Below are 24,850 nucleotides of genomic sequence, written 5' to 3' on the forward strand. Positions count from 1 at the left end.
CACGCAGTCGTATCAAAAAATAACGAAAATGAGAGGCCCCGAATGCCTGTCGACCCAATTCAATGCGCTTCGCAGGTTCCTGAAGTCGCAGAGCGGCGGCACGATTCCGGGCACCGGGATGAAGTACTACGGTCGAGTGATCGTCCAATGAAAGTGCTTGTCCGCCTGCTTGCAGCGATCGTCTTGACGATCCCGGTCTATCTCGGCCTGGCGAATTCCCCGCTGGATGAATGGTTTCAAAGCGGGGCGGGGTGGCGAGCGTTCGAGCCGCTGTTCCGCGTGTTCGAAACGCTCGGTGTTCACGGCCAGGGCGACATCCTGATCAGCACCATGCTCGGCGTCAGCTTCGTGATCGCGATCGCGCTCGTCTGGCTGGGTGCGCGAATGTTCGGTCGCGGCACACGAGAACCCCGGCACTGATAACCGCTCGACGAAACGTTTCGCAAAGTTGTTGAGCCAACGGCCGCGGCACCCAAGCCGCGGCCGTTTCGTCACGCCTTCTTGCGCCGGCTGCTTTCGAGGTTCGGCAGGAACACCGTCAGCACGCCGATCAGCGGCAGGAACGAGCACACCTTGTAGACGAACGTGATGCTCGTCGCGTCGGCGAGCTGGCCGAGCACGGCGGCGCCCACGCCGCCCAGGCCGAACGCGAAGCCGAAGAACAGACCCGCGACCATCCCGACCTTGCCGGGCATCAGCTCCGTCGCATAGACGAGGATCGCGGCGAACGCCGACGCCAGCACGACGCCGATGATCACGCTCAGCACGCTCGTCCAGAACAGGTTCGCGTACGGCAGCAGCAGCGTGAACGGCGCGACGCCGAGGATCGACACCCAGATCACGTACTTGCGGCCGATCCGGTCGCCGACCGGCCCGCCGATCAGCGTGCCGGCCGCGACCGCCGCGAGGAACACGAACAGGTGGATCTGCGCGGCCTGCACCGACAGGTGGAACTTGTCGATCAGGTAGAACGTGAAATAGCTGTTGATGCTCGCGAGATAGAAGTACTTCGAGAACACCAGCAGCACCAGCACGCCGATCGCGGCGAGCACGCGGCCCGGCGACAGCGTCGGATGGCCGGCCGGCGCCGCCTTCTTCTTCATCGACGGATGCTTCTTGTACCAGTGGCCGATCTGCGTGAGCACGACCATCGCGACGAGCGCGGCCGCCGAGAACCACGCGATGCTGTGCTGGCCGTGCGGGATGATCACGAGCGCGGCGAGCAGCGGCCCGAGTGCCGAACCGGCGTTGCCGCCGACCTGGAACAGCGACTGCGCGAGCCCGTGCTGGCCGCCCGACGCCATCCGCGCGACGCGCGACGATTCCGGATGGAACACCGACGAGCCGCAGCCGACCAGCGCCGCCGCCGCCAGCAGCGTCGCGAAGTTCGGCGCGGCCGACATCAGCAGCAGCCCCGCGAGCGTGAAGCCCATCCCGACCGGCAGCGAATACGGCTTCGGCCGCTTGTCCGTATACAGGCCGACGAGCGGCTGCAGCAGCGACGCGGTGATCTGGTAGGTCAGCGTGATCAGGCCGATCTGCGCGAACGACAGCGCGAACTGGCTCTTGAGCATCGGATAGATCGCGAGGATCAACGACTGGATCATGTCGTTGAGCATGTGCGAGAAGCTGATCGCGCCGAGCACCGGGTAGACGGTACGCGGGGCGCGTGGAGCAGACGGCTGGGCGGCGGCGGTGCCGGCGCCCGTATCGAGGCTGGTTTCCATGTGAGCTGAGCGAGTTGAGGTGACGGGACGCGCTCTGATGGGGATCGGCGCGTTCGAATCGTTGTTGCGTCAAAGAAGTCTAATGTGGCGTATCGAGAATGTCCGGCCAAGTTTTGTCGCGATTCGGACATTGCTACGACGATTCGACCCATTGCCCCCTTTTTTGGCCGGGTATAACGCTGCGGCGTGTCCGCCTTTCGTCGCGCCGCGCGGGACCGGATCGGTGTTTGTCCGGACTCAAGGCGTGCCGATCGAGGCCGTAGAAGACGCAACGACAACACAGGCGCGCCGCGCCCGGCACCGGCCACGAGCCGGACGGGTGCAGGACGCGCGGCATGACGGGCCATTGCGGGAATGCCGGCCGCCGGAACCGACCTTTCCGGCGGCACGATCAATACGGGGAAATATCGATGAAAGCAGCTTCATTGCATCCGCGGCCGGTTGCGGCCACAGCCGCGGCCGACGCAGCCGCCAGGCCCGCCTCGCGGCACGCGCGCGCAGCCCGGCGCGAACGCCGGACGTGGACCGTCAAGGCGACGCTGCGCGCCGCGTTCGCGATCCTGCTGGCCGGCACGCTCGCGATCGGCGTGTTCTCGCTGTGGCAGATCAGCCGGCTGAACGCGTCGATTGCGTCGGTCTACGAGCAGGGGCACGTCGCGAGCCGGGCGGCGGAGGAAGTGCGCGCCGAGGTGCTGCGCGCGAGCCGCGCGCAGAAGATGCTGCTGACCGCCACCACTGCGAAGGAACGCGACGACCTGGGCGCCGAAGTCGGCGCGGGGCTCGCGTCGATCGGCCAGGCGCTCGCGACGCTGCAGCATTACGCGGATCCGGCCGATGCGGACGATTCCGCGCGACTGCGCGCATTCTCGCTGGCGGTCGGCACGTGGAGCGGCCATCTGCGCGATTTCGTCGCGCTCGTGCAGGCGCAGCCGCTCGACCTGTCGCAGATGAACTGGCAGGTCGGCACGCAGGACGTGTCGCTGCTGGTCGAGACCGGCAAGCTCGAGAAGCTCGTCGCGATGCTCGTGAAGACGCGCGGCGCGAAGTCGAAGGCGACGCTCGATGCATCCGCAACGATCTTCTCGTCGTCGTTCGCGATGATCGCGGCGATGACGGCCGCGCTGATCGTGCTGGCGATCGCGATCGCCGAGCGGGTCGTGCGCCGCCTCGCGTCGCAGCTCGGCGGCGAGCCCGCGGAGGCGAAGGCGATCGCCGCCGACATCGCGCGCGGCGACCTGACGCGGCCGATTCCGCTCGGCCGGCACGACCGCGACAGCATGGTGCGCGCGCTGTCCGACATGCAGTCCGGGCTTGCGGCGACCGTCGGCGAGATCGCCGTCAGCGCCGAGGCGATCGCTGCCGCATCCGGCGAGATCTCGACCGGCAACCTCGACCTGTCGCGGCGCACCGAGCAGCAGGCCGTCGCGCTCGAGCGCACCGCGGCCAGCATGGAAGAGCTCACGTCGACCGTGCGGCAGAACGCCGAGAACGCGCGTCAGGCGAGCGCGCTCGCGGCCAATGCGTCGGCCGTCGCGGAGGCGGGCGGCGAAGTCGTCGGTCGCGTGGTCGCGACGATGAGCGAGATCGACGACAGCGCGAAGAACATTCGCGACATCATCGGCACGATCGAGGGGATCGCGTTCCAGACCAACATTCTCGCGTTGAACGCGGCGGTCGAGGCGGCGCGCGCGGGTGAGCAGGGGCGCGGTTTTTCGGTGGTCGCGGGCGAGGTGCGGCTGCTCGCGCAGCGCGCGGCGACCGCGGCGAAGGAGATCCGTACGCTGATCGGCGCGTCGGTCGAGCGCGTCGCGAACGGCGCGGCGCTCGCGCACGATGCGGGCCGCACGATGGACGACGTGGTGCGGGCGGTCAAGCGCGTGACCGACATCATCGGCGAGATCTCGGCGGCGTCGGACGAGCAGAGCGCCGGGATCGACGAGATCGGCCGCGCGGTCACGCAGATGGATGCCGGCACGCAGCAGAACGCCGCGCTCGTCGAGCAGGCGGCCGCCGCGGCGAATGCGCTCGACGAACAGGCGCAGGCGCTCAAGTCGCTGGTCGGACGCTTTCGCATCGCGGCGTAGGCGTCCGGCCGTCGGCGCTTACGACTTCTTCCGCTGGTCCGGATCGATGATGACCGTGCAGGTCGTGCCCGCCGACAGCACCACGTCGGCCGGCACCTCGTCGATGCGGATGCGCACCGGCACGCGCTGCGCGAGGCGCACCCAGTTGAAGGTCGGGTTCACGTCCGCGACGAGGTCGCGGCTTTGCGGGTTGTCGCGATCGTAGATGCCGCGCGAAATGCTCTCGACGTGGCCCTTCATCACGCCGCCGCTCATCAGCCGCATCTCGGCCGGCGCGCCGACCTTCACGCGCGGCAGCTTGGTTTCCTCGAAGTAGCCGTAGACCCAGAACGAATGGCTGTCGACGATCGCGAGCTTCGCCTGGCCGGCCACCGCGTAGTTGCCCTTGAACGTCTGCAGGTTCGTGATGTAGCCGTCGACCGGTGCGACCACGCGCGTGCGTTCGAGGTTGAGCTTCGCGGCGTCGAGCGCGGCGATCGCCTGCTGGTACTGCGCATCGGCGCTCGACGCGCTGTGCGCCGCGTTCTCGCGGTTTTCCTTCGACACGACGAGCGCGTCGAGGTCGGCACGACGGGCCGCGTCGTCGCGGCGCATCTGCAGTTCCGCGCGGCGGGCGGCGACGGCCGCCTGCGCCTGCTCGACCGCGATCTGGTAGTGCGACGGGTCGATCTGCATGATCAGGTCGCCCTTTTTCACGAGCTGGTTGTCATGCACGGGCAGCTCGACGATCGCGCCCGACACGTCCGGTGCGACGTTGACGATTTCGGCACGGACGCGCCCGTCGCGCGTCCAGGGATCGTCCATGTAGTGCACCCACAGCGAGCGCCCGATCAGGATCGCGACGAGAAGGATAATGGCGGTCGCGACGAAGCCGAAGAGTTTTCTGAGAATCATGATGGTTCGGAATCAACGGTAAACGGCAAGACTCAGTCCGCCGCAAATGCAGACGAGAAGGCACGCGCGGAACAGCGACGGGTGCCAGACGAGACGGTAGAGGCCCGTGTAGGCGAGCAGGCGGTCGACGGCCCAGGTCGCAAGCGCGCCCAGGACGAACATCAGGACCACCGTGGGCATGTAGGCATCGAGAATGGCGATTTCACGCGGCATCATGACGAGGCTCCTTGTTGGGGACGCACGGGGCGGTTGCGGTTGAGCGGCTCGAGCGGCGATTCCGGATCGAGCAGCGCCGTGCGTACGAAATGCAGATGGCTCAGGATGCGCTGCAGCCGGTGGCGCTCCTCGCGCGACGGCGTGAACGCATCGAGCGTTTGCCGGGTCGCGTCGATCGCGGCGTTGACCGCGGCGAGCGCCGCGTCGAAGCGCGCCGCGTCCGGCTTGCGGAACAGCGCGGACAGCGCGGCGCGCAGCGTCTCGATCGCGCGGCGCCACGGTGTCGTCGGCGCATAGCGCGGGTCGGACGGCAGCGTCGCCAGCTCCGCGCGCAGGTCGAGCGCGGCATTGCCCGTTTCCAGCACCGCGAACATCCAGCGCAGCGCGTCGCGCTGCACGTCGGGCTGGTCGGCCGACAGCGTGTGCGCCTGGTACATCAGGTCGCGCGCGCCGCTCTCGAAGCGCGTGCGCAAGCCGGCGAGCCGTGCGTGGCACGCCGCGACCACCTGGTGGCGCAGGTCGGCGAACAGCCGCTTCTTGTGCCACGGCGCGGTCGGCGGGAACAGCACCGCGAACGCGATCGCCGAGACGAGCATCGACAGCACTAGCGCGAGCGCGTCGTTCATGAAGCTCGTCGGGTCGTAGTGCGTAATGTTGTCGGGGCCGGCGAGGAAGCTGAAGAAGATCAGATAGCCCATCCCGTAGCCGGCGAGCTTCGGCTTCAGCGTCATGAAGATGCCGATCGCGAGCAGCGGCGCGAGGGCCACGCACAGCAGCGGGAAGCCGTCGATGTGCGGGTAGATGCCGAACGTCAGCAGGAAGCCCGTGCAGACGGCCAGCGCGGTGCCCATGCCCATCTGTGCGGACATCGCGGTCGGGCGCGGCGTCGACGACGCGAGCGCGCAGGTGGCCGCCGCCGTCAGCGTCAGCGTCACGCCGCTCGGCCACGCGGTCGCGATCCAGAACGCGCCGAGCACGAGGATCACGGTCGCGGTGCGAATCGCGGCGATCACCATCGCCGTCAGGTTGGTGCGCGGCTCGTAGCGCTCGATCCAGCGCTCGCGCTCGTGCGTCGCGGTCGACAGCGACGCGTAGGTCGCCGCGTATTCGTGCAGGTCCGTGATGAAGCGGTACAGCAGCTCGGTGGCCGTGTCGAAGTCGAGCAGCGGGAAATCCGGCTGCGTCTCGAGCGCGGCGCGCGTCGCGCGGATGCGGCGCGGCAGCGCGTCGCGCCACGCGAGCAACTGTTCGGCGGCGAGCGCGGCGTCGGCCGACGAGCGCACCGGCTCGCCGTTGCGCGTCAGAAGCGGCGCGATTTCGCGGAAGTACGGCTCGATCGCATCGATCGCGGCCTGCGCGCCGGCCGCGCGCAGTCGGTTCATCAACTGGTGCAGCGCGTGGAAGCGGCTCGATACGCTCATGAACTCGCTGTTCAGGCGCGCGAGACGGCCGCTGCGCATCCGCGTGTCCGGATCCTCGAACACGGCCATGCTGCGCGCCGCTTCGAAGCCGACCACGTCCGCGACGAAGCGCGTATGGATGGTTTCGATGTGCGCGCGGTCGAGCTGGCCCGACAGTGCCGCCGCGACGTAGTCGACGAAGCTGCTGAAGCGCTTGCGCACCGTCGTGCGCATCTGCTCGCCGGTGTACTGCGGAAACACCAGCGCGCTGACGACGCCTGCCGACACGATCCCGACCATGATCTCGGCGACCCGCGTCATCGCGCTCATGAACGCGCCGTCGGGGTGTTGCGATGCCGGCAGCCCGATCAGCGCGGTCGTGTAACCGGCGAGCAGGAAGCCGTAGCTGCGGAAATTGCGGTTGCGCGCGGCGCCGGCCGTGCACAGCGCGACCCACAGCGCGACGGCCAAGAGGAACAGCTGCGGCTGCTGCGGGAACAGCCCGACGAACGTGAGCGTCGCGATCAGCCCGAAGATCGTGCCGGCGACCCGGTAGAAGCTCTTCGCGAGCACCGCGCCGCTTTGCGGCTGCATCACGATGAACACCGTGGTCATCGCCGTCTTCGGGGCCGGCAGGTCGAGCCGCATCGACACGCCGGTCGCGATGAACGCGGCGAGCAGCGCCTTGAACAGGTAGAGCCACGCGGCGCCGTCGCTGCGGGCCCAGTCGCCGAAGGCGGCGTACCAGGCCGCGAGCGCGCCGCCGGCGTGCGTGGAAGCGGGGGAGGAGGCTGACATGACGGTCGCTCCGCGTTACCGTGCGGCCGGCGTGGCGGCTGCACCCGCCGAACCGGCCGTCGCGACCTGCGCGGGGCGGGCGACGGCCGCGGCGGGCTTCGCGCCCGATGCGGCTGCCGGCGCGGCGGCACCCGCGGCGGACGCGTCGCGCGGCGGATGGCCGCCCCGCACGTCCGCATCCGTCTGCGTCTCCGTCTCGACGCCGCCGCCGAGCGCGGCCATCAACTGCGCGTGTGCGGCGAGGCGTTCCGCGTCGATGCGGGCCGCCGTTTCCTGTGCGCGCAGCAGCTGCTGTTGCGCGACCAGCACGTTCACGTAATCGGTCAGCCCGCGGCGGAAGCCTTCGCGCGACAGCTGGTAACTGCGGTCGTTGGCGGCCACCGAGCGCGCGGCGTCCTTCTTCTGCGTGTCGAGCGAGCGGATCCGCACGACCTGGTCGGCGATGTCCTTGAGCGCGCCGACGACCGTCTGGTTGTAGCGTTCGACCGCCTGGTCGTAGCCGGCGTCGGCCGCGCCGAGTTGCGCGCGCAGCCGGCCGCCTTCGAAGATCGGCAGCGACAGCGCTGGGCCGGCCGTCCAGCCGCCATTCATCGCGCGCAGGAAGTCGGTGAACGGCGCGGTCACGCCGAAGCCGCCGACCGTCGCGAGCAGATCGATATTCGGGTAGAACGCGGCTTTCGCGACATCGATGCCGCGAGCCTGCGCGTCGACCGTCCAGCGGGCCGCGACGACGTCCGGGCGGCGCCCGAGCAGGTCGGCCGGCAGCGCGGACGGCAGGCCGGCCGGCGCATCGAGCGACAGGCTCGGCCGCTTGATCGCGTCGCCGGCGCCCGGGCCCTTGCCCGCGAGCGCGGCGAGCTGGTGGCGCGCGAGCTGGATCGCTTCTTCGTAGCTGTCGATCTGGCGCTCGTAGTCGGGCAGCGTCGATTCGGCCTGGCTGACTTCGAGCTGCGTGCCGAGGCCGGCCTGCAGGCGCTTGCGCGCGAGATCGGCCAGCGAGCGCTGGCGTTCGAACGTTTCGTGCGCAAGGTCGAGCAGCGCGTAGTTCATCGACATGCCGACATACGCGCGCACGACGTTGACCTCGAGCTCGAGCTTCGCCGCCCGTGCGTCGGCCGCGGTCGCATGCGCGGTGTCGAGCGCGCGCTCGGTCGCGTTCTTGTCCTTGCCCCACAGGTCGAGGTGGTACGACAGGCCGAGCGTGCCGGTGTTGTTCCAGGTGTCGGTATCGGCGAGCGGCCCCGGGCCGTAGTAGACGTTGTCCGGCCAGTGCTGGCGCATCAGCGACAGATTGCCGTTGATCTGCGGCAGTTCCGCCGAGCGCGCCACGCGCGCCATCGCCTGCGCTTCGCGCACGCGCGCCTCGGCGGCCGCCAGGCTCGGGTTGCCGGCCTGCGCGGCGGCAATCCACGCATCGAGCTGCGGATCGCGGTACGCGCGCCACCAGTCGGACGCGGGCCAGCCTGCATCGTGGTCCGCCGCGCGGATCGCGGCGCCGGCGTCGAGCGTGTTCGCTTCGATGCGGGCGGACTGCGGCTTGTTGTCGCCCATGCTCGCGCATCCGGCCATTATTAATGAGACTGCAAGAACCGCCAGTGCCAGCGTCCCTTTTGTTGCCGGAGACCGCACGATTTTCTCCCTTTCGGATATAGATGAGTCGGATGCGATTATATTTTTCAGTGATTCCTGAATAAATGGACAACGGTGCAAGTCATTTTTACGAATCCTGAGATAATATTTGTTGGCCCCTGTGCAACAATCCCTCCGGATTCATACGGGTAATGGGATGGATACGTTACAAAACATGCGGGTCTTCGTCCGCGTGGTCGACGCGGGCAGCTTTACCGCGGCCGCCCAGCAGATGAATTCGACCACCGCCTATGCATCGCGCGCCGTGTCGGATCTCGAGGCGCACCTGCGCACGCGCCTCCTGAACCGGACGACACGCCGGATCGCGCTGACCGAAGCGGGCGAGCGCTACCTGCAGCGCTGCGAGCAGATCCTCGCGTACGTCGACCAGGCCGAAGCCGAAGCGGGCGACGCGCACGCGCGGCCGTCGGGCAAGCTGAAGGTGCATTGCTTCACGAGCCTCGGGCAGCACTACCTCGTGCCGGCCATCGCGCGCTATCGGCAGCGCTATCCGGACGTGCACGTCGAGCTGACGCTCGCGCAGCGGATGCCCGACCTGCTCGACGAGGGGTACGACGTCGCGATCGTGGTCGGCCGCGACCTGCCGGATTCGGGGCTCGTGTCGCAGCGGCTCGGCGAGAGCTACAGCGTCGTGTGCGCGTCGCCGGGCTATATCGACGCTCACGGCGTGCCGCAGACCCCGGCCGATCTCGAGCAGCACGTCTGTCTCGGGATGGTCGCGCCGGGCTTTCACTTCGACGAATGGTCGCTGTCGGGGCCGCGCGGCGACGAGGTGGTTCCGGTCACGGCGCCGCCGTTCCGCGTGAACGTCGCCGAGGCGCTCGCGGTGGCCGTGCGGGAAGGGATGGGAATCGGCGGGTTGCCGCTCTATTCGGCGATCGGCGGGCTGCGCAGCGGACACATCGTGCGCGTGATGCCCGAATACCGGTCGCACGTGATGAACATCTACGCGTTGTATCCGTCGCGCCAGTACCTCGACGCGAAAATCCGCACCTGGGTCGATTTCCTGCGCGACGAGCTGCCGGCCACGCTGGAAGCCGACGAGGCCGCGCTCGCGCAGTTCACGGCTGCGACATGAGCGCGCGGTCGAGTGCAATCTGACGAGATTTGTCCTTCACGCAACATTTTTTTACCAACGGACCGCGGACAGTTTGATACTGTTTCAATCATCGAGATTTGGAACTGCCCACACCCGGAGTCGCAATGGATACGCAACTGATGATCGGCCTTGGAGTTTTGCTTGGTGCGGCTGCTGCCGCCGCGGCGACGCGCGATCTGCTGCGCGCGATGAAGGCGCGGGTGAAGCCGGTGCCGGTGCGGGTGCGCCCGTCGTCGAACGGCTCGCGCCGCGCCGATCGCTGATCGGGCGGCCTTTCAGCTCGGGTAGGGCCGCATCACGCGGCCCGATGGCGTGGCGCTCAGCCGAGCTCGACCACCTTGTCCCACGCAAACGCGGGATTCTCCAGTTCGCCGGTGCGCCGGCGGATATAGCCGCGCGGGTTGCACACCACGCGCGTGCCGCTGTCGGTCACGTAATCGAATGAAGTATGCGTGTGGCCGTGGATCCACAGGTCCACGGGCGGCCGCACGAGTTCCGCCATGTCCGTGACGAATCCCGCCGACGCCAGGTCTTCCGCATAACGCTCCGCCAGCGAGCGCAGGTGCGGCGCATGATGCGTGACGACGATCGTGCGGCCCGCGAACGGTGTCGCGAGCCGTGCTTCCAGCCACGCGCGGCCTTGCCGGTGCAGCGCGATCGCGTCGGCCGGCGTGAAATCCCGCTCCGGGGCTGCCGCCGCATGCACGGACGCATCGTGCGGCCACGTCACCTGGATCAATCCCTTGAAATCGAGCATCACGCGCATGGCCGCGTCGATCGCGCGCGCGACGCTCGCCTGGTCGGCGCCGAACAGCGAGAAATCGGCCCACAGCGTCGTGCCGAGCACGCGAAAGCGCTGCGCCGGATCGACGTACACGCCGTTGTTCAGGTAATGCACGTGGTCGATCGTGTGCGCGGCGTCGCGCATCGCGGTTTCGAGCGCGCCGAATTCCCCGTCGTAGTACTCGTGATTACCCGGCACGTAGATCACCGGCACGTCGGGATCGAACGTCTCCGCGGCCCAGCGCAGGCCTTCCGCGTGATTGTGGATATCGCCGGCTAGCACGACGAGATCCGCGTCGGCATGCGCGATCGTGTCGGGCTGGTTGCATTCGAGATGCAGGTCGGACAGGACGCGGACTCTCATGGGCATCGTTCCGGGACGGGGGCTTCAGTGCAGGACCTTGCCGGGATTCATCAGCCCGCGCGGGTCGAGCGCGGTCTTCAGCGTGCGCATGAGCGCCGTTTCGACCGGCGACTTGTAGCGCTGCGCGTCGTCGATCTTCAGCTGGCCGATCCCGTGCTCCGCGCTGATCGTGCCGTGGTGACGGTGCACGTTGTCGTAGACGATGCGGTTGATCGGCTTCTGGAATGCCGCGAGGAACGCCTTCGGGTCGCCGCCTTCGGGCGTCTGCACGTTGTAGTGCAGGTTGCCGTCGCCGAGATGGCCGAACGTGACCATCCGCGCGCCCGGCGCGGCCTGCTGGATCGCTGCGTCGGTTTCGTCGATGAAGCGCGCGATCGACGAGATCGGCACCGCGATGTCGTGCTTGATGTTGAGACCCTCGTCGGCCTGCGCGAGCGGGATGTGTTCGCGCAGGTCCCAGAACGCGCGCGATTGCGCGAGATTTTCCGCGACGACGGCGTCGACCACGAGCCCGGCCTCGAACGCCTCTTCCATCAGTTTTTCGAACAGCGTGCGCGCATGCGTTTCGCTTTCGTTGTCCGACAGTTCGAGCAGCACCGTCTGCGCATGCGTGCGGTCGAACGGATAGCGCAGTTGCGGATAGTGCTTGCCGACCAGCTGCATGCAGAAGTCGGACATCAGCTCGAAGCCGGTCAGCAGCGGGCCGGCCGCGCGTTGCGCGAGCGCGAGGAAGTCGAGCGCCGCGTGCGGCGACTCGAGCGCGGCCAGCGCCGTGACCTGCGCGGCCGGCAGCGGATGCAGCTTCAGCACGGCGGCCGTGATGATCCCGAGCGTGCCTTCGGCGCCGATGAACAGGTCGCGCAAGTCGTAGCCGGTGTTGTCCTTGCGCAGCCCGCGCAGGCCGTCCCAGATCTCGCCCTGCGGCGTCACGACCTCGAGCCCGAGGCACAGCTCGCGTGCGTTGCCGTAGCGCAGCACCGCGGTGCCGCCCGCGTTGGTCGACAGGTTGCCGCCGATCGTGCAGCTGCCTTCGGCGGCGAGGCTCAGCGCGAACAGCCGGCCGCCTTCGCGGGCGCGCGCCTGCACGTCGGCGAGGATCACGCCGGCGTCGACCGTGATCGTGTTGTTGTGCGGATCGAGGGCCCGCACGCGGTTCAGGCGCGCGAGGCTCAGCACGGCCTGGCTGCCGCTCGCGTCGGGCGTCGCGCCGCCGGCGAGCCCCGTGTTGCCGCCCTGCGGCACGAGCGCGACGCCGTGCGCGTTGGCGAGCCGGACGAGCGCCGCGACTTCCGCCGTATCGGCCGGTTTCAGCACCGCGCACGCGCTGCCCTTGTAGCGGCGGCGCCAGTCGGTCAGGAACGGTTCGGTGTCGTGCGGCTCGGTCAGCACGTAGGTGGCGCCGATCGCGTCTCGGCAGGCGGATACGAAGGCTTCGGAAGAATTCATACGTTCGGTCGCGTAAGGGTCAGGACGCGGCGCGCTGCTGCTTCGCCGCGCGCTTGAACGGCGCGACGTAGGCCAGCGCGGCCACGAAGAAGCCGACGGCGAGCGCGGTCTCGCACCAGCCGAGCGTCGCGGACAATCCGCGGTCGGACATGCCGCGCACGATGCCTTCGGCGAAATAGACGAGGATGAGCATGCTCGCCCACTGCATCGTATAGATGTTACGCCGCCAGACGCCGGGCAGCGCGAGCGCGAGCGGCACGGCCTTGAGCATCAGCGCCGAGCCGCCCGGGCGCAGCGGCGCGAGCCACAGTTCCCACGCGAGCGACAGCGCGATCAGCGCGACGAGGCACGCGGCCGCGGCCAGCGCGTAGCGCGGCCGGGCGGCGACGGGGGGACGGGCGGGGCGGGCAGGCGCGTTCATGCGGCCTCGGCGGCCCGGGCGTCGGCGAGGGCCGCTGCCGCACGCGCGAGCCGCACGCCAAGCGCGGCCGCGAGCGCCTTTTCGTCCGCCGACAGCCCCGCGGGCCCGCTGCGATCGTGCTGCGACACGTGCGACGCGCCGTACGGCGTGCCGCCGGTGCGCGTCGTGCTGAGCGCGGATTCCGTGTACGGGATGCCGACGATCATCATCCCGTGATGCAGCAGCGGCAGCATCATCGACAGCAGCGTCGACTCCTGGCCGCCGTGCAGGCTGCCGGTCGACGTGAACACGCAGGCCGGCTTGCCGGTCAGCGCGCCCGACAGCCATTGCGGCGTCGTGCCGTCGAGGAAATACTTGAGCGAGGCGGCCATGTTGCCGAAGCGGGTCGGCGAGCCGAGCGCGAGGCCCGCGCACTCCTCGAGATCGCGCAACTCCGCATACGGCGGGCCGTCGTCGGGGATATCGGAGGCGGTGGCTTCGCAGACCGTCGAGACGGGCGGCACGGTACGGATGCGGGCCTGCATGCCGGGCACGCTGTCGATGCCGTTCGCGATTGCGAGTGCGAGATCACGCGTGGCGCCGTGGCGGCTGTAATAGAGGACGAGGATGTCTTTCATGGGCGACGGGGCCGCATGCGGCCGCGCGGATGCCCGGTGCAGTCGGCCCCTGCTGGATCGAGCGGCTATTATAGGGGCTGAAGTCGTCGCGCAGCGCGGCGGCGGCGCGCCGTCGGGCGCGCGGCGTCAGCAGAGAAGGAGAAGCCGTTTGCCGAAGTTGAGCGTCGATCTCGACACCCTCAAGCGCCTCGCGCAGTTCGCGGCCCGGCGCAGCGCCGAGGATCGCATCCCGCAAGTGGCGGGCAGCCTCACGTTCACGACGATGCTGGCACTCGTGCCGCTCGTGACGGTCGCGTTTGCGCTGTTTACCGCGTTCCCGATGTTCGCGTCGTTCCAGATCTCGCTGCAGGGGTTCCTCGCGGATCACCTGATGCCCGCGCAGTTCAACGTCCAGATCTTCAAGTACCTGAACCAGTTCGCGTCGAAGGCCAAGGGGCTGACGACGGCCGGCCTGATCGTGCTCGTCGTCACGTCCGTGATGACGATGATGACGATCGAGTCCGCGTTCAACCTGATCTGGCGGGTGCGCAAGCCGCGGCCGTTCGCGCAGCGCGTGCTCGCGTACTGGGCGCTGATCACGCTCGGGCCCTTGCTGTTCGGCGTGAGCCTGTCGATCTCGTCGTACCTGTTTACGCAATCGCTGGCGTTCACCGGCGCCGCGCCGTCGACGTCGATCGTCGAATGGCTGCTCGCGTTCGTGTCGCTGCCGCTGACCGTGCTCGCGTTCACGCTGCTGTACGTGTATCTGCCGAACTGCACGGTCGCATGGCGCGACGCGGTGATCGGCGGGCTGTTCGCGGCCATCGCGTTCGAGCTCGCGAAGCGCGGCTTCGGCTATTACGTGCGGCGCATTCCGACCTATACGGCCGTCTACGGCGCGTTCGCGGCGCTGCCGGTGTTCCTGTTGTGGGTGTATCTGAGCTGGTTCATCGCGCTGCTCGGCGCGATGGTGGCGTCCGCGCTGCCGGCGATCCGCGTCGGCCAGTTCCATCGCATCCACTATGCGGGCAGCGACCTGCTCGACGCGCTCGAATTGCTCGCGCGGCTGGCCGAGGCGCGCGCGGTCGGCAAGGCGGGCTATACGGCGATGCGGCTTGCGGCCATGTTGCGCTGCGACATGGAAACCGCGCAGCGGCTGCTGTCGACGATGGAGGAGCGGGAGTGGATCGCGCGGCTGGACAGCGGCGATCGCGCGCCGTGCTACATCCTGCTGGCGAATCCGGAGCAGCTGACGCTGGCGCAGCTGTTCGACGTCCTTGTGATCGACCGCACCGAACTGACGTACCAGCTGCAGCGACGCAGCAGCCACGTCGAAGGCGCGGCATTGCTCGAGGTGCTGTCGAACGACCGGTTCGAAGTATCGCTTGCGTCGCTGATCGCCGCGCACCGGCTTGCGGGTGCGCCGGCCGCGACCGTGCCCGGGCCGGTGCCCGGCGGGGCGCCCGACCCGCACGCGCGGCCGCCGAAAACGGCGTGACGCGGTGCCGGGCGGGCCTTACAGCGGAATCTTGCCGGTGCAGATGTCCTTGAACATCACCCAGTCGCCCATCAGGCTGTAGATCGGGTGCCGGAACGTGGCGGGGCGGTTCTTCTCGAAGAAGAAGTGTCCGACCCACGCGAATCCGTAGCCGCACACGACCGCCGCCGGCAGCCACGGCCAGTGGCCCGTCGCGATCGCCATCGCGACGCAGCCGATCACGCCGAGCGAGCCGATGAAGTGCAGCCGGCGCGACGTCAGGTTCTGGTGTTCGTTCAGGTAGTACGGGTAGAAATCGGCGAAGCTGGCGAATTGCTCCGTATGCGTATGTGCCATGGCCGTCTCCTCGGGCCGCCGTCCATGGAGTCATTTTGCGGCGGCCGGCCCGGGTCCGCAAGCGGCGGCCGCCGCGCCGCGCGGGGCTGAGCTTTCCTTTTGACAGGCTTTCCGATAGGATCGAAAAAGGTTTTGCATTCAAGCATGAGGGGACTACGATGCGCGTCAGCGATATTCTGAAAGTGAAGGGCAACACGCTGTTTACGGTGACGCCCGATAAGCCGCTGCGCGAAGCGGTCGATACGATGGCCGAACACGATATCGGTTCGCTCGTCGTGATGGAGTACGGTGATCTCGTCGGGATGCTGACGTTCCGCGAGATCATCCTGCGCCTGCACGTGAACGGCGGCGCGATCGGCGACGTGCAGGTGCGCAAGGTGATGGACGAGCCGCTTACGTGCACGCCGGAAACCGACGTCAACGAAGTGCGCCGGATGATGCTCGAGCGCCACGCGCGCTACATGCCGGTGCTCGACAAGAAGGTGCTGATGGGCGTCATTTCGTTCTACGACGTCGCGAAGACGGTCGTCGAGGCGCAGAGCTTCGAGAACCGGATGCTGAAGGCGTACATCCGCGACTGGCCGGAATCGGAAGCCGAAGCGCAGAAGCCGTGAATCGCGTCGCGCCCGGTGCCATGACGCGCGGGCGCTGCCATTCGGCGTACGGCGGCGCAGGTTCAGCCTGCGCCGCCGTTTTTTCGACAACAACCCAAGGTCCGCGCAGCTTCGCCCAGACGATTCGCGCGTATTCCGCATGAGCGATCACACGCAAGTCTCTTCCGCGTCGCGCGGCGATCGGCGCGCCCACGCGTCGCAGTTCGACCTGTTGCGCCAGCGCCGTTTCGCGCCGTTCTTCACGACCCAGTTCCTGGGCGCGCTGAACGACAACGTGTTCAAGATCGGCTTCACGTCGCTCGTCACCTATCACACCGCGCGCTTTTCCGGCGTCGACGCGAAGACGGCCGCGTTCCTGATCTCCGCGATCTTCATCCTGCCGTTCGTGCTGTTCTCGGCCACCTCCGGCCAGATCGCCGACAAATACGACAAGGCGACGCTCACGCGCTTCGTGAAGTCCTTCGAGATCGTGCTGATGCTGGTCGGCGCGGCCGGTTTCGTCACGCACAGCGCGACGCTGCTGTATCTGTGCACGTTCATGATGGGCATGCACTCGACGCTGTTCGGCCCCGTCAAGTATTCGTACCTGCCGCAGCATCTCGGCGACCACGAACTGGTCGGCGGCAACGGCCTCGTCGAGATGGGCACGTTCATCGCGATCCTGATCGGGACGATCATCGGCGGCGCGGCCGCGGGCATCGAAGGCAGCGGCGAGCGCGTGCTCGCGGTGAGCGTCGTCGTCATCGCGCTCGCGGGGCGGCTCGTCGCGCAGCGCGTGCCGTCGACGCCCGCGCCGCAGCCCGATCTCGTGATCAACTGGAATCCGTTCAGCGAAACGTGGCGCAACCTCGGGCTCGCGCGGCAGAACCGCACCGTGTTCCTGAGCCTGCTCGGCATCTCGTGGCTGTGGTTCGTCGGCGCGACGTTCCTCACGTCGTTCTTCAATTTCGCGAAGGACGTGCTGTCCGCGAGCCCCGACGTCGTCACGGTCCTGCTCGCGACGTTCTCGGTCGGGATCGGCCTCGGCTCGCTGCTCTGCGAGCGGCTGTCGCAGCGGCGCGTCGAGATCGGCCTCGTGCCGCTCGGCTCGATCGGCATCAGCGTGTTCGCGATCGAGCTGTATTTCGCGAGCCGCTCGCTGCCATCGCCCGGGCATCTGCTGTCGGTCGGGGAATTCCTGGGCGGCGCGCGTCACTGGCGCATCCTGGCCGACCTGTTCCTGCTCGCGATGTTCGGCGGCTTCTACAGCGTGCCGCTGTATGCGCTGATCCAGAGCCGCAGCGCGCCGACCCACCGTGCGCGGATCATCGCCGCGAACAACATCCTGAACGCGCTGTTCATGATCCTGTCGGCCCTGATGGCGATGGGGCTGACCAAGGCCGGGGTCGACATCCCCGGCCTGTTCCTCGTCACCGCGCTGCTGAACGTCGTGGTCGCGACGTACATCTACCTGCTCGTCCCCGAGTTCCTGCTGCGTTTCGTCGCGTGGGTGCTGGTGCACACGTTCTACCGGATTCGTCTCGTCCATGCGGAGCGGATCCCGGAAGAGGGCGCGGCCGTGCTCGTATGCAACCACGTGAGCTACGTCGATGCGCTCGTGCTGGCGGCTGCGAGCCCGCGGCCGATCCGGTTCGTGATGGATCACCGGATCTTCAAGGCGCGCTTCGCGAGCTGGGTGTTCCGGCATGCGAAGGCGATTCCGATCGCGCCGCGCCACGAGGATCCCGACATGCTCGCGCGCGCGTACGACGCATGCGAGGCCGCGCTGAAGGACGGCGAACTCGTGTGCATCTTCCCCGAGGGCAAGCTGACCAAGACGGGCGACATCAACACCTTCCACCACGGCATCACCGAGATCCTGGGCCGCACGCCGGCGCCCGTGATCCCGATGGCGCTGCGCGGGCTGTGGGGCAGCTATTTCTCCCGTCATGCCGATGCGCGCATGCCGCGGCCCATCAAGCGCGGCGTGATGAGCCGGCTGACGCTCGCGGTCGGCGAGCCGATCGCGGCCTCGGTCGCGACGCCCGAGGCGTTGCAGGCGGCGGTGACCGAGCTGCGCGGCGCGCGGAAGTAGGCAGGGCGGGCCCCGGCGGCTTCGTATCGGGCAGCGGGCGGCTGCAAACCGGCCGGTTCGACCGGAACGGCGCAGGTCGACGATTCTCGCGCCGGGCCGTCTGCGTGGCCGGCCAGTATGGTCTGAACGGTTCACGCGGCCCGCGGGTCCGGGACGGCTGGCATAATAGCGGTTTACCTCTTTTCTCGACCGGCAAACGATCGGCCTGCCAGCGGCCCCGGCAGCGCATCGGTTTGTCCATTTCTCTTTGGGCGGTTCCATCATGTCCGGCAATACCCTCGGCACGCTTTTCACTGTCACGACCTTCGGCGAATCGCACGGTCCCGCGATCGGCTGCGTGATCGACGGCTGCCCGCCGGGAATGGGGCTGACCGAAGCCGACATCCAGGTCGAGCTCGATCGCCGCAAGCCCGGCACGTCGCGGCACGTGACGCAGCGCCAGGAAGCCGACGAGGTCGAGATCCTTTCCGGCGTGTTCGAAGGCGTGACGACCGGCACGCCGATCGCGCTGCTGATCCGCAACACCGACCAGCGCAGCAAGGATTACGGCAACATCGTCGAGACGTTCCGCCCCGGCCACGCCGACTACACCTACTGGCAGAAATACGGCATCCGCGACTACCGTGGCGGTGGCCGCTCGTCCGCGCGCCTGACCGCGCCGCTCGTCGGCGCGGGCGCGGTCGCGAAGAAGTGGCTGCGCGAGCGCTTCGGCGTCGAAGTGCGCGGCTACATGAGCGGTCTCGGCGAGATCGACGTCCCGTTCGTCGACTGGTCGCACGTCCGCGAGAACCCGTTCTTCTCGCCGAACGCGGCGATCGTTCCGGAGCTGGAAGCCTACATGGACGCGCTGCGCAAGGACGGCGATTCGATCGGTGCGCGCATCGACGTCGTCGCGTCGGGCGTGCCGGTCGGCTGGGGTGAACCGGTATTCGACCGGCTCGACGCGGACATCGCGAAGGCGATGATGAGCATCAACGCGGTGAAGGGCGTCGAGATCGGCGCGGGCTTCGACAGCGTCGCGCAGCGCGGCTCGGTGCACGGCGACGAACTGACGCCGGCCGGTTTCGTCGGCAACCATGCAGGCGGCGTGCTCGGCGGGATTTCGACGGGGCAGGACATCACCGTGTCGATCGCGATCAAGCCGACCTCGAGCATCCGCACGCCGCGCCGTTCGATCACGAAGTCCGGTGAAGAAGCGACCGTCGAAACCTTCGGCCGCCACGACCCGTGCGTCGGCATTCGCGCGACGCCGATCGCCGAGTCGATGCTCGCGCTGGTGCTGATCGACCACGCGCTGCGCCATCGCGCACAGTGCGGCGACGTCGAGACGCCGACGCCGAAGATCGCGGGCAGCGCGACCTGATGCAGCGGAGCCGGCACTCGCCGGTTCGACCGATTTGGCCGATTCGATGCGAAACGGGGCGCCTGCGGCGCCCCGTTTTCATTGGGCCGCCGCATCCGGCGGCGCGGCCGATTCGCGTACCCGCAGCTCCGGCAGTACCGCGCAACCGGGCCCGGCTGCGCCGTTTTCGAGTGCGTCGAGCAACGCGCGGGCGGCCTTGCGGCCGATCGCATCGGTGTCGACCCACATCGTCGTCAGCGCCGGCCGGATTTCGCGAGCCAGCGCGACATCGTCGAACCCGGTGATCGACAGCTGCGAAGGCACGTCGAGGCCCAGTGCCTGGGCCTCGAGCAGGGCGCCGAGCGCGAGTGCGTCGTTGCCGCAGATCACGGCCGTCGGGCGCGTCGCGCCGCTGTCGGCAATCGCGCGCAGGCTCGCCCGCCCGAACGCGATCGTGGCCGCGCCCTCGTGCTGGTGGATCGGCCTGACCGCGAGCCCGCGCGCGGCGAGCGTCTCGTGAATGCCGCGCAGGCGGGCCTGCACGCGGTCGTTGTCGGCCGAAGGCTGCATGATGATCGCGAAATCGCGATGCCCGAGCTCGAGCAGGTGCGTGGTCAGTCGCGCGAATGCCGCGCGGTTGTCGAAGCCGATGCAGCAGTGCGGGCTGTCGTCGCGGTAAGCATAGGTGACGACATACGGCACCCGATGCAGGTCGAGCAGTTCGAATACTTCCGGCGGATAGGCTTCGCCGACCAGCGACACCGCTTCGACGCCGCGCGACAGCATCGCGCGCACCTGCGCGAGCGCTTGCGCCGGATCGTAATTCGAGCAGCCCAGGAACAGGGTGATGCCATGCTCGGCCATGACCGCCTGCATGCCCGCTACCTGCGATGCGAACACCTGGTCGTCGAGCGTCGGAATGATCGCCCCGGTGATGTGGGTGCGCGTGGAGGCGAGTGCGCGGCCGGCTGCGTTGGGAATCCAGTTCAGCGCACGTGCCGCGTCGCGCACGCGCTGCTGCACGTCGGCCGAGACCTTGCCGGGATCGTTGTAGACGCGCGAAACGGTCGCGGTCGACACGCCGGCGAGTTTCGCGACGTCGCCGAGCACCGACCGGCCGCTGCCGCGGCGCGCGCGAGCCGCGCCACCGCCGGATGAAGGCGTACTCATCGGTTATCCCCGGGCGCGGCTGCCCTGCAGGCTCCGCGCGTGGTCAAAAACGCCATCGTTTACCCTCGATTCATCGTGGTCCCGCTTGCAATCCCGGTCTCGCCTGTGAGAATGTAAGCGCTATCTTGATGCTACTCCGTATTATGTCAGACACAGATTTCAACCGCATCGTGAAGTTTTCGTCGACGAAGGCCGATCAGGCCATTTTGTACGTCGAAAATGTAAGCGATTACATTCGATGATGATCCACACCAGACCACCCTGGATCGCTGTCGTCGGCAGCGTCAACGTCGACCTCGTCACGCATGCGCCGCGGCTGCCCGTGCCGGGCGAAACGCTGCTCGGCACCACGTTCCAGACCGTTCACGGCGGCAAGGGGGCGAACCAGGCGGTGGCCGCCGCGCGCCTCGGTGCGTCGGTCGCGATGATCGGCTGCGTCGGCAACGATGCGTTCGGCGCACGTCTGCACGACGCGCTGGCGGCGGAGCGCATCGACGTGACGCATCTGCACCGGATCGACGGCGAGGCAACCGGGGTCGCGACGATCACGGTCGATGCGCACGGCGCGAACAGCATCGTCGTCGTGCCCGGTGCAAACGCGCGCCTCGATGCCGAATTGATCGACCGGGCGCGCGACGCGATCGCCGGCGCGGCGCTGATGGTGTGCCAGCTCGAGGTGCCGATCGAGACCGTCGCGCGCGCCATCGGCAATGCGATCGCGCATCGCACGCCGGTGCTGCTCAATCCGGCGCCGGCCCGGCCGCTGTTCGACGCATTGCTGGCCCGCATCGACTATCTCGTCGTCAACGAAACGGAAGCGGAGTCGCTGACCGGCATTGCCGTCGGCGACGACGCGTCGGCGGTGCGGGCCGCCGACGCGCTGCGCGCGAAGGGTGTCGGCAACGTGCTGGTCACGCTGGGCGCGCGCGGCGTCTGCTGGCGCGGAAGTGCAGGGAGCGGCCGCCATCGGGCGATGGCGGTGGTCGCCGTCGATACGACGGCGGCCGGCGATACCTTCGTCGGCGGCTTCGCGGCCGCCCGGGCGAGCGGCGCGTCGATGGACGACGCGATCGCGTTCGGACAGCGTGCGGCCGCGATCAGCGTCACGCGCCACGGCGCGCAGACGTCGATTCCGACACGCGAGGAAGTGGAGCGTGGGGCCGCATAGATTCCGCGAAGACGGAACAGACCGAGGCCCGGAAACCATTCAGGACATGGAGACAAACGCAATGAACGAGAATCATGCTGTTCCGACTGCGCCGCCACGTATCCGGCGCGGACAACGTATTGCGCTCGCGCTGCTGATGGCGAGCGGGATCGTCAACTATCTCGACCGCGGCACGCTGGCCGTCGCGAGTTCGGCAATCCGGGGCGATCTCGGGCTGTCGCTCTCGCAGATGGGCTTGCTGCTGTCGGCGTTCTCGTGGAGCTACGCGCTGTGCCAGTTCCCGGTCGGCGGACTCGTCGATCGCATCGGGCCGCGCCGGCTGCTCGGCATCGGGCTGATCGTCTGGTCGCTCGCGCAGGCATCGGGCGGCATCGTGTCCACCTTCGGCTGGTTCATCGTCGCGCGCATCGTGCTGGGCATCGGCGAGGCGCCGCAGTTCCCGTCGGCGGCGCGGGTGGTGAGCAACTGGTTTCCGTTGCGCGCGCGCGGTACGCCGACCGGGATCTTCAACGCGGCGTCGCCGCTCGGCACCGCACTCGCGCCATTGCTGCTCGCGGTGCTCGTCGCATCGTTCAACTGGCGCTGGGCATTCGTCGTGACGGGTGCGCTCGGCCTCGTCGTCGCCGTCGTCTGGTTTGCGTTGTACCGCGATCCGGCGCGCGCGCAATTGACCGCGGCGGAACGCGCGTATCTCGATACCGATGCGCAGACGGCCGTCGCGATGCCGAAACTGACCTTCGCCGACTGGCGCAGCCTGTTTTCGCACGGCACGACCTGGGGCATGCTGCTCGGATTCTTCGGTTCCGTGTATCTGAACTGGGTCTACCTGACCTGGCTGCCGGGGTACCTGACGATGGAGCGTCACATGAGCCTCGTGCGCACCGGGTTTGCGGCATCCGTGCCGTTCCTGTGCGGGTTCGTCGGTTCGCTCGTTGCCGGCTGGCTCTCGGATCTGGTGACGCGCCGCAGCCGCTCGCCGGTCGTGAGCCGGCGCAACGCGGTGGTCGTCGCGATGCTCGGGATGGTCGCGTTCACGATTCCGGCCGCGCTCGTGCAGAGCAACACGGTCGCGCTCGCATGCATCTCGGTCGTGATCTTTCTCGCCAATGCGGCGTCGGCATGCTCGTGGGCGCTCGCGACGGCGGCCGCCCCGCCGAGCCGTGTCGCATCGCTCGGCGCGATCCAGAATTTCGGCGGTTTCATCGGCGGTGCGCTCGCGCCGATCCTGACGGGGGTCATCGCGCAGAGGTGGTCGTTCGTGCCCGCGCTGCTGACGGCGGCGGCAATCGCATTCGCCGGCGCGATGGCTTACCTGCTGCTGGTGCGCAAACCGATTCCCGAGCAGTCCGCGAGCGCCGCGCCCGGACCGCTGCCGGCCTGAGTCCGTCGGCTACACCCCCGTATTCACTGAAGGAAGGAGAAACAGATGCAACCACATCGGCAATCGAGCGCAACCATCGAGGGGATCGTACCGGTGATGCTGACGCCGTTCGACGACGCCGGCGCGATCGACTACGCGGGCCTCGAGCGACTCGTCGAATGGTATCTGGCGCACGGCTCGGATGCGCTGTTCGCGGTCGCGCAATCGAGCGAGATGCAATTCCTGAGTCTTGCCGAGCGTGCGGAACTCGCGCGTTTCGTGGTCGAGCGGGTGGCCGGGCGCGTGCCCGTCGTCGCGTCCGGGCACATCAGCGACGATCTGGATGCGCAGGTCGCCGAGCTGCGTGCCGCGGCGGAATCGGGGGCGCAGGGCGTCGTGCTCGTGACCAACCGCCTCGATCCGCAGCGCAAGGGCAGCGCGGCGCTTCTCGACCATCTTCACAAGCTGCTCGCCCGGTTGCCGTCGGATCTGCCGCTCGGTTTGTACGAATGTCCGGCGCCTTATCGGCGACTGCTGTCCGATGACGAACTGCGTGCGTGCATCGACACCGGCCGCTTCGTGATGTTGAAGGACGTGAGCTGCGATCTGGAGACGGTGAAGCGACGCGTCGCACTCGCCGCGGGGTCGCCGCTGAAGATCCTCAATGCGAACGCCGCGATCGCATGGGATGCGATGAAGGCGGGTTCGGCCGGTTTCAACGGCGTGTTCACCAACTTCCATCCCGACCTGTACCGATGGTTGCGCACGCAGGGCGGCTCGGATCCGGCGCTGGCCGACGAGTTGTCGACGTTCCTGGTGCTCTCGGCGGTGTCGGAAGCGCTGGGCTACCCGGCGCTTGCGAAGATCTATCACCAACGGATCGGCACGTTCGGATCGATTCGTTGCCGTGCGATCGACTACGACGTGCGCGAGCGCTTCTGGGCGCTCGACGCGGTGCTCGACAAGATCGTGTCCGGTACCGAGCATTTCCGTCGGCGGATCGCGGCGCGTTAGCGCAGCCGATACGGGCGCGGTGCATGAGTCGCGCGCCCGATGGAGAGCCGGGCGGCGTCGAATGTCGAACGTCGAACCGACGAAAAAAAACGCCGCGCGAGGCGGCGTTCTTCGGCAGTTACATGTTCGGATAATTCGGCCCGCCGCCGCCTTCCGGCGTGACCCACACGATGTTCTGCGTCGGGTCCTTGATGTCGCAGGTCTTGCAGTGCACGCAGTTCTGCGCGTTGATCACGAGGCGGTCGCTGCCGTCGTCGTTCTTCACGAACTCGTACACGGCCGCCGGGCAGAAGCGCGCCTCCGGTCCCGCGTAGGTGCGCAGGTTCACGTTCACCGGCACGCTCGCGTCCTTCAGCGTCAGGTGCGCCGGCTGGTTCTCCTCGTGGTTCGTGTTCGAGATGAACACCGACGACAGCCGGTCGAACGTCAGCTTGCCGTCCGGCTTCGGGTACTCGATCGGCGTGCACTGCGATGCCGGCTTCAGCATCTCGTGGTCCGCATGCTTGTGGTGCAGCGTCCACGGCACGTTGCCGCCCATCAACTTCTGCTCGAGCCCGACCATCAGCGTGCCGAGGTAGAGACCCTTCGCCATCCACTGCTTGAAGTTGCGCGCGCGGTACAGCTCCGTGTACAGCCACGATTGCCTGAAGGCGTCCGGATACGCGTTGAGCTCATCGCTCTGGCGACCGGCCTGCAACGCGTCGAACGCGGCGTCCGCCGCCAGCATGCCGGTCTTGATCGCCGCGTGGCTGCCCTTGATCCGCGATGCGTTCAGGAAGCCCGCGTCGTCGCCGAT

Annotated in this window: 23 protein-coding genes; 11 read left to right on the forward strand and 12 right to left on the reverse strand. The window is 68.1% G+C overall.

Going from position 1 to position 24,850, the window contains the following annotated elements; translation table 11 throughout:
- The first annotated feature begins 147 nt into the window (after positions 1-147).
- Positions 148-420, forward strand: coding sequence for a hypothetical protein (locus DIE17_RS29905; protein WP_124523050.1), 273 nt, complete (start codon positions 148-150; stop codon positions 418-420).
- A 71-nt stretch (positions 421-491) separates the two neighbouring features.
- Here the strand turns inward: DIE17_RS29905 and DIE17_RS29910 are convergent, their stop codons facing one another.
- On the reverse strand, positions 492-1,727 hold the full coding sequence (locus tag DIE17_RS29910; RefSeq protein WP_124488965.1) for an MFS transporter: 1,236 nt from the start codon (positions 1,725-1,727) through the stop codon (positions 492-494).
- A gap of 410 nt (positions 1,728-2,137) precedes the next feature.
- Between DIE17_RS29910 and DIE17_RS29915 the strand changes: the two genes are divergently transcribed.
- Positions 2,138-3,811 (forward strand): methyl-accepting chemotaxis protein, encoded by a 1,674-nt coding sequence (locus DIE17_RS29915; RefSeq protein WP_124488966.1) that lies wholly within the window; start codon positions 2,138-2,140, stop codon positions 3,809-3,811.
- Between the two features lie 18 nt (positions 3,812-3,829).
- On the opposite strand, the gene DIE17_RS29920 is transcribed toward DIE17_RS29915, so the two are convergent.
- The 4 genes from DIE17_RS29920 to DIE17_RS29935 are packed head-to-tail and all read right to left on the reverse strand — an operon-like array spanning position 3,830 to position 8,748.
- Positions 3,830-4,705 carry an HlyD family secretion protein gene (locus tag DIE17_RS29920; RefSeq protein WP_044846076.1) on the reverse strand — a complete coding sequence of 292 codons (876 nt, stop codon included), beginning with the start codon at positions 4,703-4,705 and terminating at the stop codon, positions 3,830-3,832.
- Between the two features lie 12 nt (positions 4,706-4,717).
- Positions 4,718-4,921 (reverse strand): DUF1656 domain-containing protein, encoded by a 204-nt coding sequence (locus DIE17_RS29925; RefSeq protein ID WP_011351756.1) that lies wholly within the window; start codon positions 4,919-4,921, stop codon positions 4,718-4,720.
- Entirely contained in the window at positions 4,918-7,119 is a 2,202-nt protein-coding gene (locus tag DIE17_RS29930; protein ID WP_124523052.1) for an FUSC family protein, read from the reverse strand. The genes DIE17_RS29925 and DIE17_RS29930 overlap by 4 nt, the downstream gene beginning before the upstream one ends.
- A 15-nt stretch (positions 7,120-7,134) precedes the next feature.
- Entirely contained in the window at positions 7,135-8,748 is a 1,614-nt protein-coding gene (locus tag DIE17_RS29935) for an efflux transporter outer membrane subunit (protein ID WP_124488968.1), read from the reverse strand.
- 157 nt (positions 8,749-8,905) lie between these two features.
- On the opposite strand from DIE17_RS29935, the gene DIE17_RS29945 reads away from it, so the two are divergent.
- Positions 8,906-9,847, forward strand: coding sequence for a LysR family transcriptional regulator (locus DIE17_RS29945; RefSeq protein WP_044846073.1), 942 nt, complete (start codon positions 8,906-8,908; stop codon positions 9,845-9,847).
- 125 nt (positions 9,848-9,972) lie between these two features.
- The gene (locus tag DIE17_RS37580) at positions 9,973-10,131 is read left to right on the forward strand and encodes a hypothetical protein (RefSeq protein ID WP_185500318.1); all 159 of its coding nucleotides are present in this window, start codon (positions 9,973-9,975) and stop codon (positions 10,129-10,131) included.
- Positions 10,132-10,187: 56 nt separating this feature from the next.
- On the opposite strand, the gene DIE17_RS29950 is transcribed toward DIE17_RS37580, so the two are convergent.
- Genes DIE17_RS29950 through wrbA form a run of 4 tightly spaced genes read right to left on the reverse strand, consistent with a single transcriptional unit; the run spans position 10,188 to position 13,499 of the window.
- Positions 10,188-11,015 (reverse strand): metallophosphoesterase, encoded by an 828-nt coding sequence (locus DIE17_RS29950; RefSeq protein ID WP_124488969.1) that lies wholly within the window; start codon positions 11,013-11,015, stop codon positions 10,188-10,190.
- A 24-nt stretch (positions 11,016-11,039) separates the two neighbouring features.
- Entirely contained in the window at positions 11,040-12,461 is a 1,422-nt protein-coding gene (locus tag DIE17_RS29955) for an FAD-binding oxidoreductase (RefSeq protein WP_124488970.1), read from the reverse strand.
- Positions 12,462-12,480: 19 nt separating this feature from the next.
- The gene (locus DIE17_RS29960) at positions 12,481-12,882 is read right to left on the reverse strand and encodes a DUF2069 domain-containing protein (protein ID WP_044846070.1); all 402 of its coding nucleotides are present in this window, start codon (positions 12,880-12,882) and stop codon (positions 12,481-12,483) included.
- On the reverse strand, positions 12,879-13,499 hold the full coding sequence (wrbA, locus tag DIE17_RS29965; RefSeq protein WP_044846069.1) for an NAD(P)H:quinone oxidoreductase: 621 nt from the start codon (positions 13,497-13,499) through the stop codon (positions 12,879-12,881). The genes DIE17_RS29960 and wrbA overlap by 4 nt, the downstream gene beginning before the upstream one ends.
- 148 nt (positions 13,500-13,647) lie before the next feature.
- On the opposite strand from wrbA, the gene DIE17_RS29970 reads away from it, so the two are divergent.
- Entirely contained in the window at positions 13,648-14,976 is a 1,329-nt protein-coding gene (locus tag DIE17_RS29970; protein WP_124523056.1) for a YihY family inner membrane protein, read from the forward strand.
- 18 nt (positions 14,977-14,994) lie between these two features.
- Here the strand turns inward: DIE17_RS29970 and DIE17_RS29975 are convergent, their stop codons facing one another.
- Positions 14,995-15,312 (reverse strand): Mpo1-like protein, encoded by a 318-nt coding sequence (locus tag DIE17_RS29975; protein WP_044846067.1) that lies wholly within the window; start codon positions 15,310-15,312, stop codon positions 14,995-14,997.
- Positions 15,313-15,470: 158 nt separating this feature from the next.
- Between DIE17_RS29975 and DIE17_RS29980 the strand changes: the two genes are divergently transcribed.
- The 3 genes from DIE17_RS29980 (at position 15,471) to aroC (ending at position 19,363) form a co-directional block, all read left to right on the forward strand.
- Entirely contained in the window at positions 15,471-15,926 is a 456-nt protein-coding gene (locus DIE17_RS29980; protein ID WP_044846066.1) for a CBS domain-containing protein, read from the forward strand.
- Positions 15,927-16,065: 139 nt separating this feature from the next.
- The gene (locus DIE17_RS29985; RefSeq protein ID WP_124523058.1) at positions 16,066-18,000 is read left to right on the forward strand and encodes an MFS transporter; all 1,935 of its coding nucleotides are present in this window, start codon (positions 16,066-16,068) and stop codon (positions 17,998-18,000) included.
- A 262-nt stretch (positions 18,001-18,262) separates the two neighbouring features.
- The gene (gene aroC / locus DIE17_RS29990; protein ID WP_124523060.1) at positions 18,263-19,363 is read left to right on the forward strand and encodes a chorismate synthase; all 1,101 of its coding nucleotides are present in this window, start codon (positions 18,263-18,265) and stop codon (positions 19,361-19,363) included.
- Positions 19,364-19,441: 78 nt separating this feature from the next.
- Here the strand turns inward: aroC and DIE17_RS29995 are convergent, their stop codons facing one another.
- Complete coding sequence (locus DIE17_RS29995) at positions 19,442-20,512, reverse strand: LacI family DNA-binding transcriptional regulator (RefSeq protein WP_124523062.1); 1,071 nt, start codon at positions 20,510-20,512, stop codon at positions 19,442-19,444.
- Positions 20,513-20,753: 241 nt separating this feature from the next.
- Between DIE17_RS29995 and rbsK the strand changes: the two genes are divergently transcribed.
- The 3 genes from rbsK to DIE17_RS30010 all read left to right on the forward strand — a co-directional run bounded on the left by rbsK (position 20,754) and on the right by DIE17_RS30010 (position 24,054).
- Positions 20,754-21,680 carry a ribokinase gene (gene rbsK, locus DIE17_RS30000; RefSeq protein ID WP_409333440.1) on the forward strand — a complete coding sequence of 309 codons (927 nt, stop codon included), beginning with the start codon at positions 20,754-20,756 and terminating at the stop codon, positions 21,678-21,680.
- A gap of 61 nt (positions 21,681-21,741) precedes the next feature.
- Positions 21,742-23,061, forward strand: coding sequence for an MFS transporter (locus DIE17_RS30005; RefSeq protein ID WP_124488978.1), 1,320 nt, complete (start codon positions 21,742-21,744; stop codon positions 23,059-23,061).
- Between the two features lie 45 nt (positions 23,062-23,106).
- Positions 23,107-24,054: a dihydrodipicolinate synthase family protein gene (locus DIE17_RS30010; RefSeq protein WP_044846060.1), complete on the forward strand. Its 948-nt coding sequence runs from the start codon at positions 23,107-23,109 to the stop codon at positions 24,052-24,054.
- Positions 24,055-24,172: 118 nt separating this feature from the next.
- Here the strand turns inward: DIE17_RS30010 and DIE17_RS30015 are convergent.
- Positions 24,173-24,850 (reverse strand): 4Fe-4S dicluster domain-containing protein (locus DIE17_RS30015; RefSeq protein WP_185735398.1); only part of this gene is annotated, 678 nt, incomplete at its 5' end.

It is taken from the genome of Burkholderia sp. Bp9099 (assembly GCF_003857805.1).
Taxonomy (GTDB): domain Bacteria; phylum Pseudomonadota; class Gammaproteobacteria; order Burkholderiales; family Burkholderiaceae; genus Burkholderia.

Excerpts from the sequence above, each read along its gene's own strand:
- rbsK (WP_409333440.1), top strand. The coding sequence starts at position 20,754 with ATGATCCACACCAGACCACCCTGGATCGCTGTCGTCGGCAGCGTCAAC.
- DIE17_RS29995 (WP_124523062.1), bottom strand. The coding sequence starts at position 20,512 with ATGAGTACGCCTTCATCCGGCGGTGGCGCGGCTCGCGCGCGCCGCGGC.
- DIE17_RS29910 (WP_124488965.1), bottom strand. The coding sequence starts at position 1,727 with ATGGAAACCAGCCTCGATACGGGCGCCGGCACCGCCGCCGCCCAGCCG.
- DIE17_RS29920 (WP_044846076.1), bottom strand. The coding sequence starts at position 4,705 with ATGATTCTCAGAAAACTCTTCGGCTTCGTCGCGACCGCCATTATCCTT.
- DIE17_RS29945 (WP_044846073.1), top strand. The coding sequence starts at position 8,906 with ATGGATACGTTACAAAACATGCGGGTCTTCGTCCGCGTGGTCGACGCG.
- DIE17_RS29930 (WP_124523052.1), bottom strand. The coding sequence starts at position 7,119 with ATGTCAGCCTCCTCCCCCGCTTCCACGCACGCCGGCGGCGCGCTCGCG.
- DIE17_RS29915 (WP_124488966.1), top strand. The coding sequence starts at position 2,138 with ATGAAAGCAGCTTCATTGCATCCGCGGCCGGTTGCGGCCACAGCCGCG.
- DIE17_RS29975 (WP_044846067.1), bottom strand. The coding sequence starts at position 15,312 with ATGGCACATACGCATACGGAGCAATTCGCCAGCTTCGCCGATTTCTAC.
- wrbA (WP_044846069.1), bottom strand. The coding sequence starts at position 13,499 with ATGAAAGACATCCTCGTCCTCTATTACAGCCGCCACGGCGCCACGCGT.
- DIE17_RS29960 (WP_044846070.1), bottom strand. The coding sequence starts at position 12,882 with ATGAACGCGCCTGCCCGCCCCGCCCGTCCCCCCGTCGCCGCCCGGCCG.
- DIE17_RS29950 (WP_124488969.1), bottom strand. The coding sequence starts at position 11,015 with ATGAGAGTCCGCGTCCTGTCCGACCTGCATCTCGAATGCAACCAGCCC.
- DIE17_RS29905 (WP_124523050.1), top strand. The coding sequence starts at position 148 with ATGAAAGTGCTTGTCCGCCTGCTTGCAGCGATCGTCTTGACGATCCCG.
- DIE17_RS37580 (WP_185500318.1), top strand. The coding sequence starts at position 9,973 with ATGGATACGCAACTGATGATCGGCCTTGGAGTTTTGCTTGGTGCGGCT.
- DIE17_RS29985 (WP_124523058.1), top strand. The coding sequence starts at position 16,066 with ATGAGCGATCACACGCAAGTCTCTTCCGCGTCGCGCGGCGATCGGCGC.
- aroC (WP_124523060.1), top strand. The coding sequence starts at position 18,263 with ATGTCCGGCAATACCCTCGGCACGCTTTTCACTGTCACGACCTTCGGC.
- DIE17_RS29925 (WP_011351756.1), bottom strand. The coding sequence starts at position 4,921 with ATGATGCCGCGTGAAATCGCCATTCTCGATGCCTACATGCCCACGGTG.
- DIE17_RS30005 (WP_124488978.1), top strand. The coding sequence starts at position 21,742 with ATGAACGAGAATCATGCTGTTCCGACTGCGCCGCCACGTATCCGGCGC.
- DIE17_RS30010 (WP_044846060.1), top strand. The coding sequence starts at position 23,107 with ATGCAACCACATCGGCAATCGAGCGCAACCATCGAGGGGATCGTACCG.
- DIE17_RS29980 (WP_044846066.1), top strand. The coding sequence starts at position 15,471 with ATGCGCGTCAGCGATATTCTGAAAGTGAAGGGCAACACGCTGTTTACG.
- DIE17_RS29955 (WP_124488970.1), bottom strand. The coding sequence starts at position 12,461 with ATGAATTCTTCCGAAGCCTTCGTATCCGCCTGCCGAGACGCGATCGGC.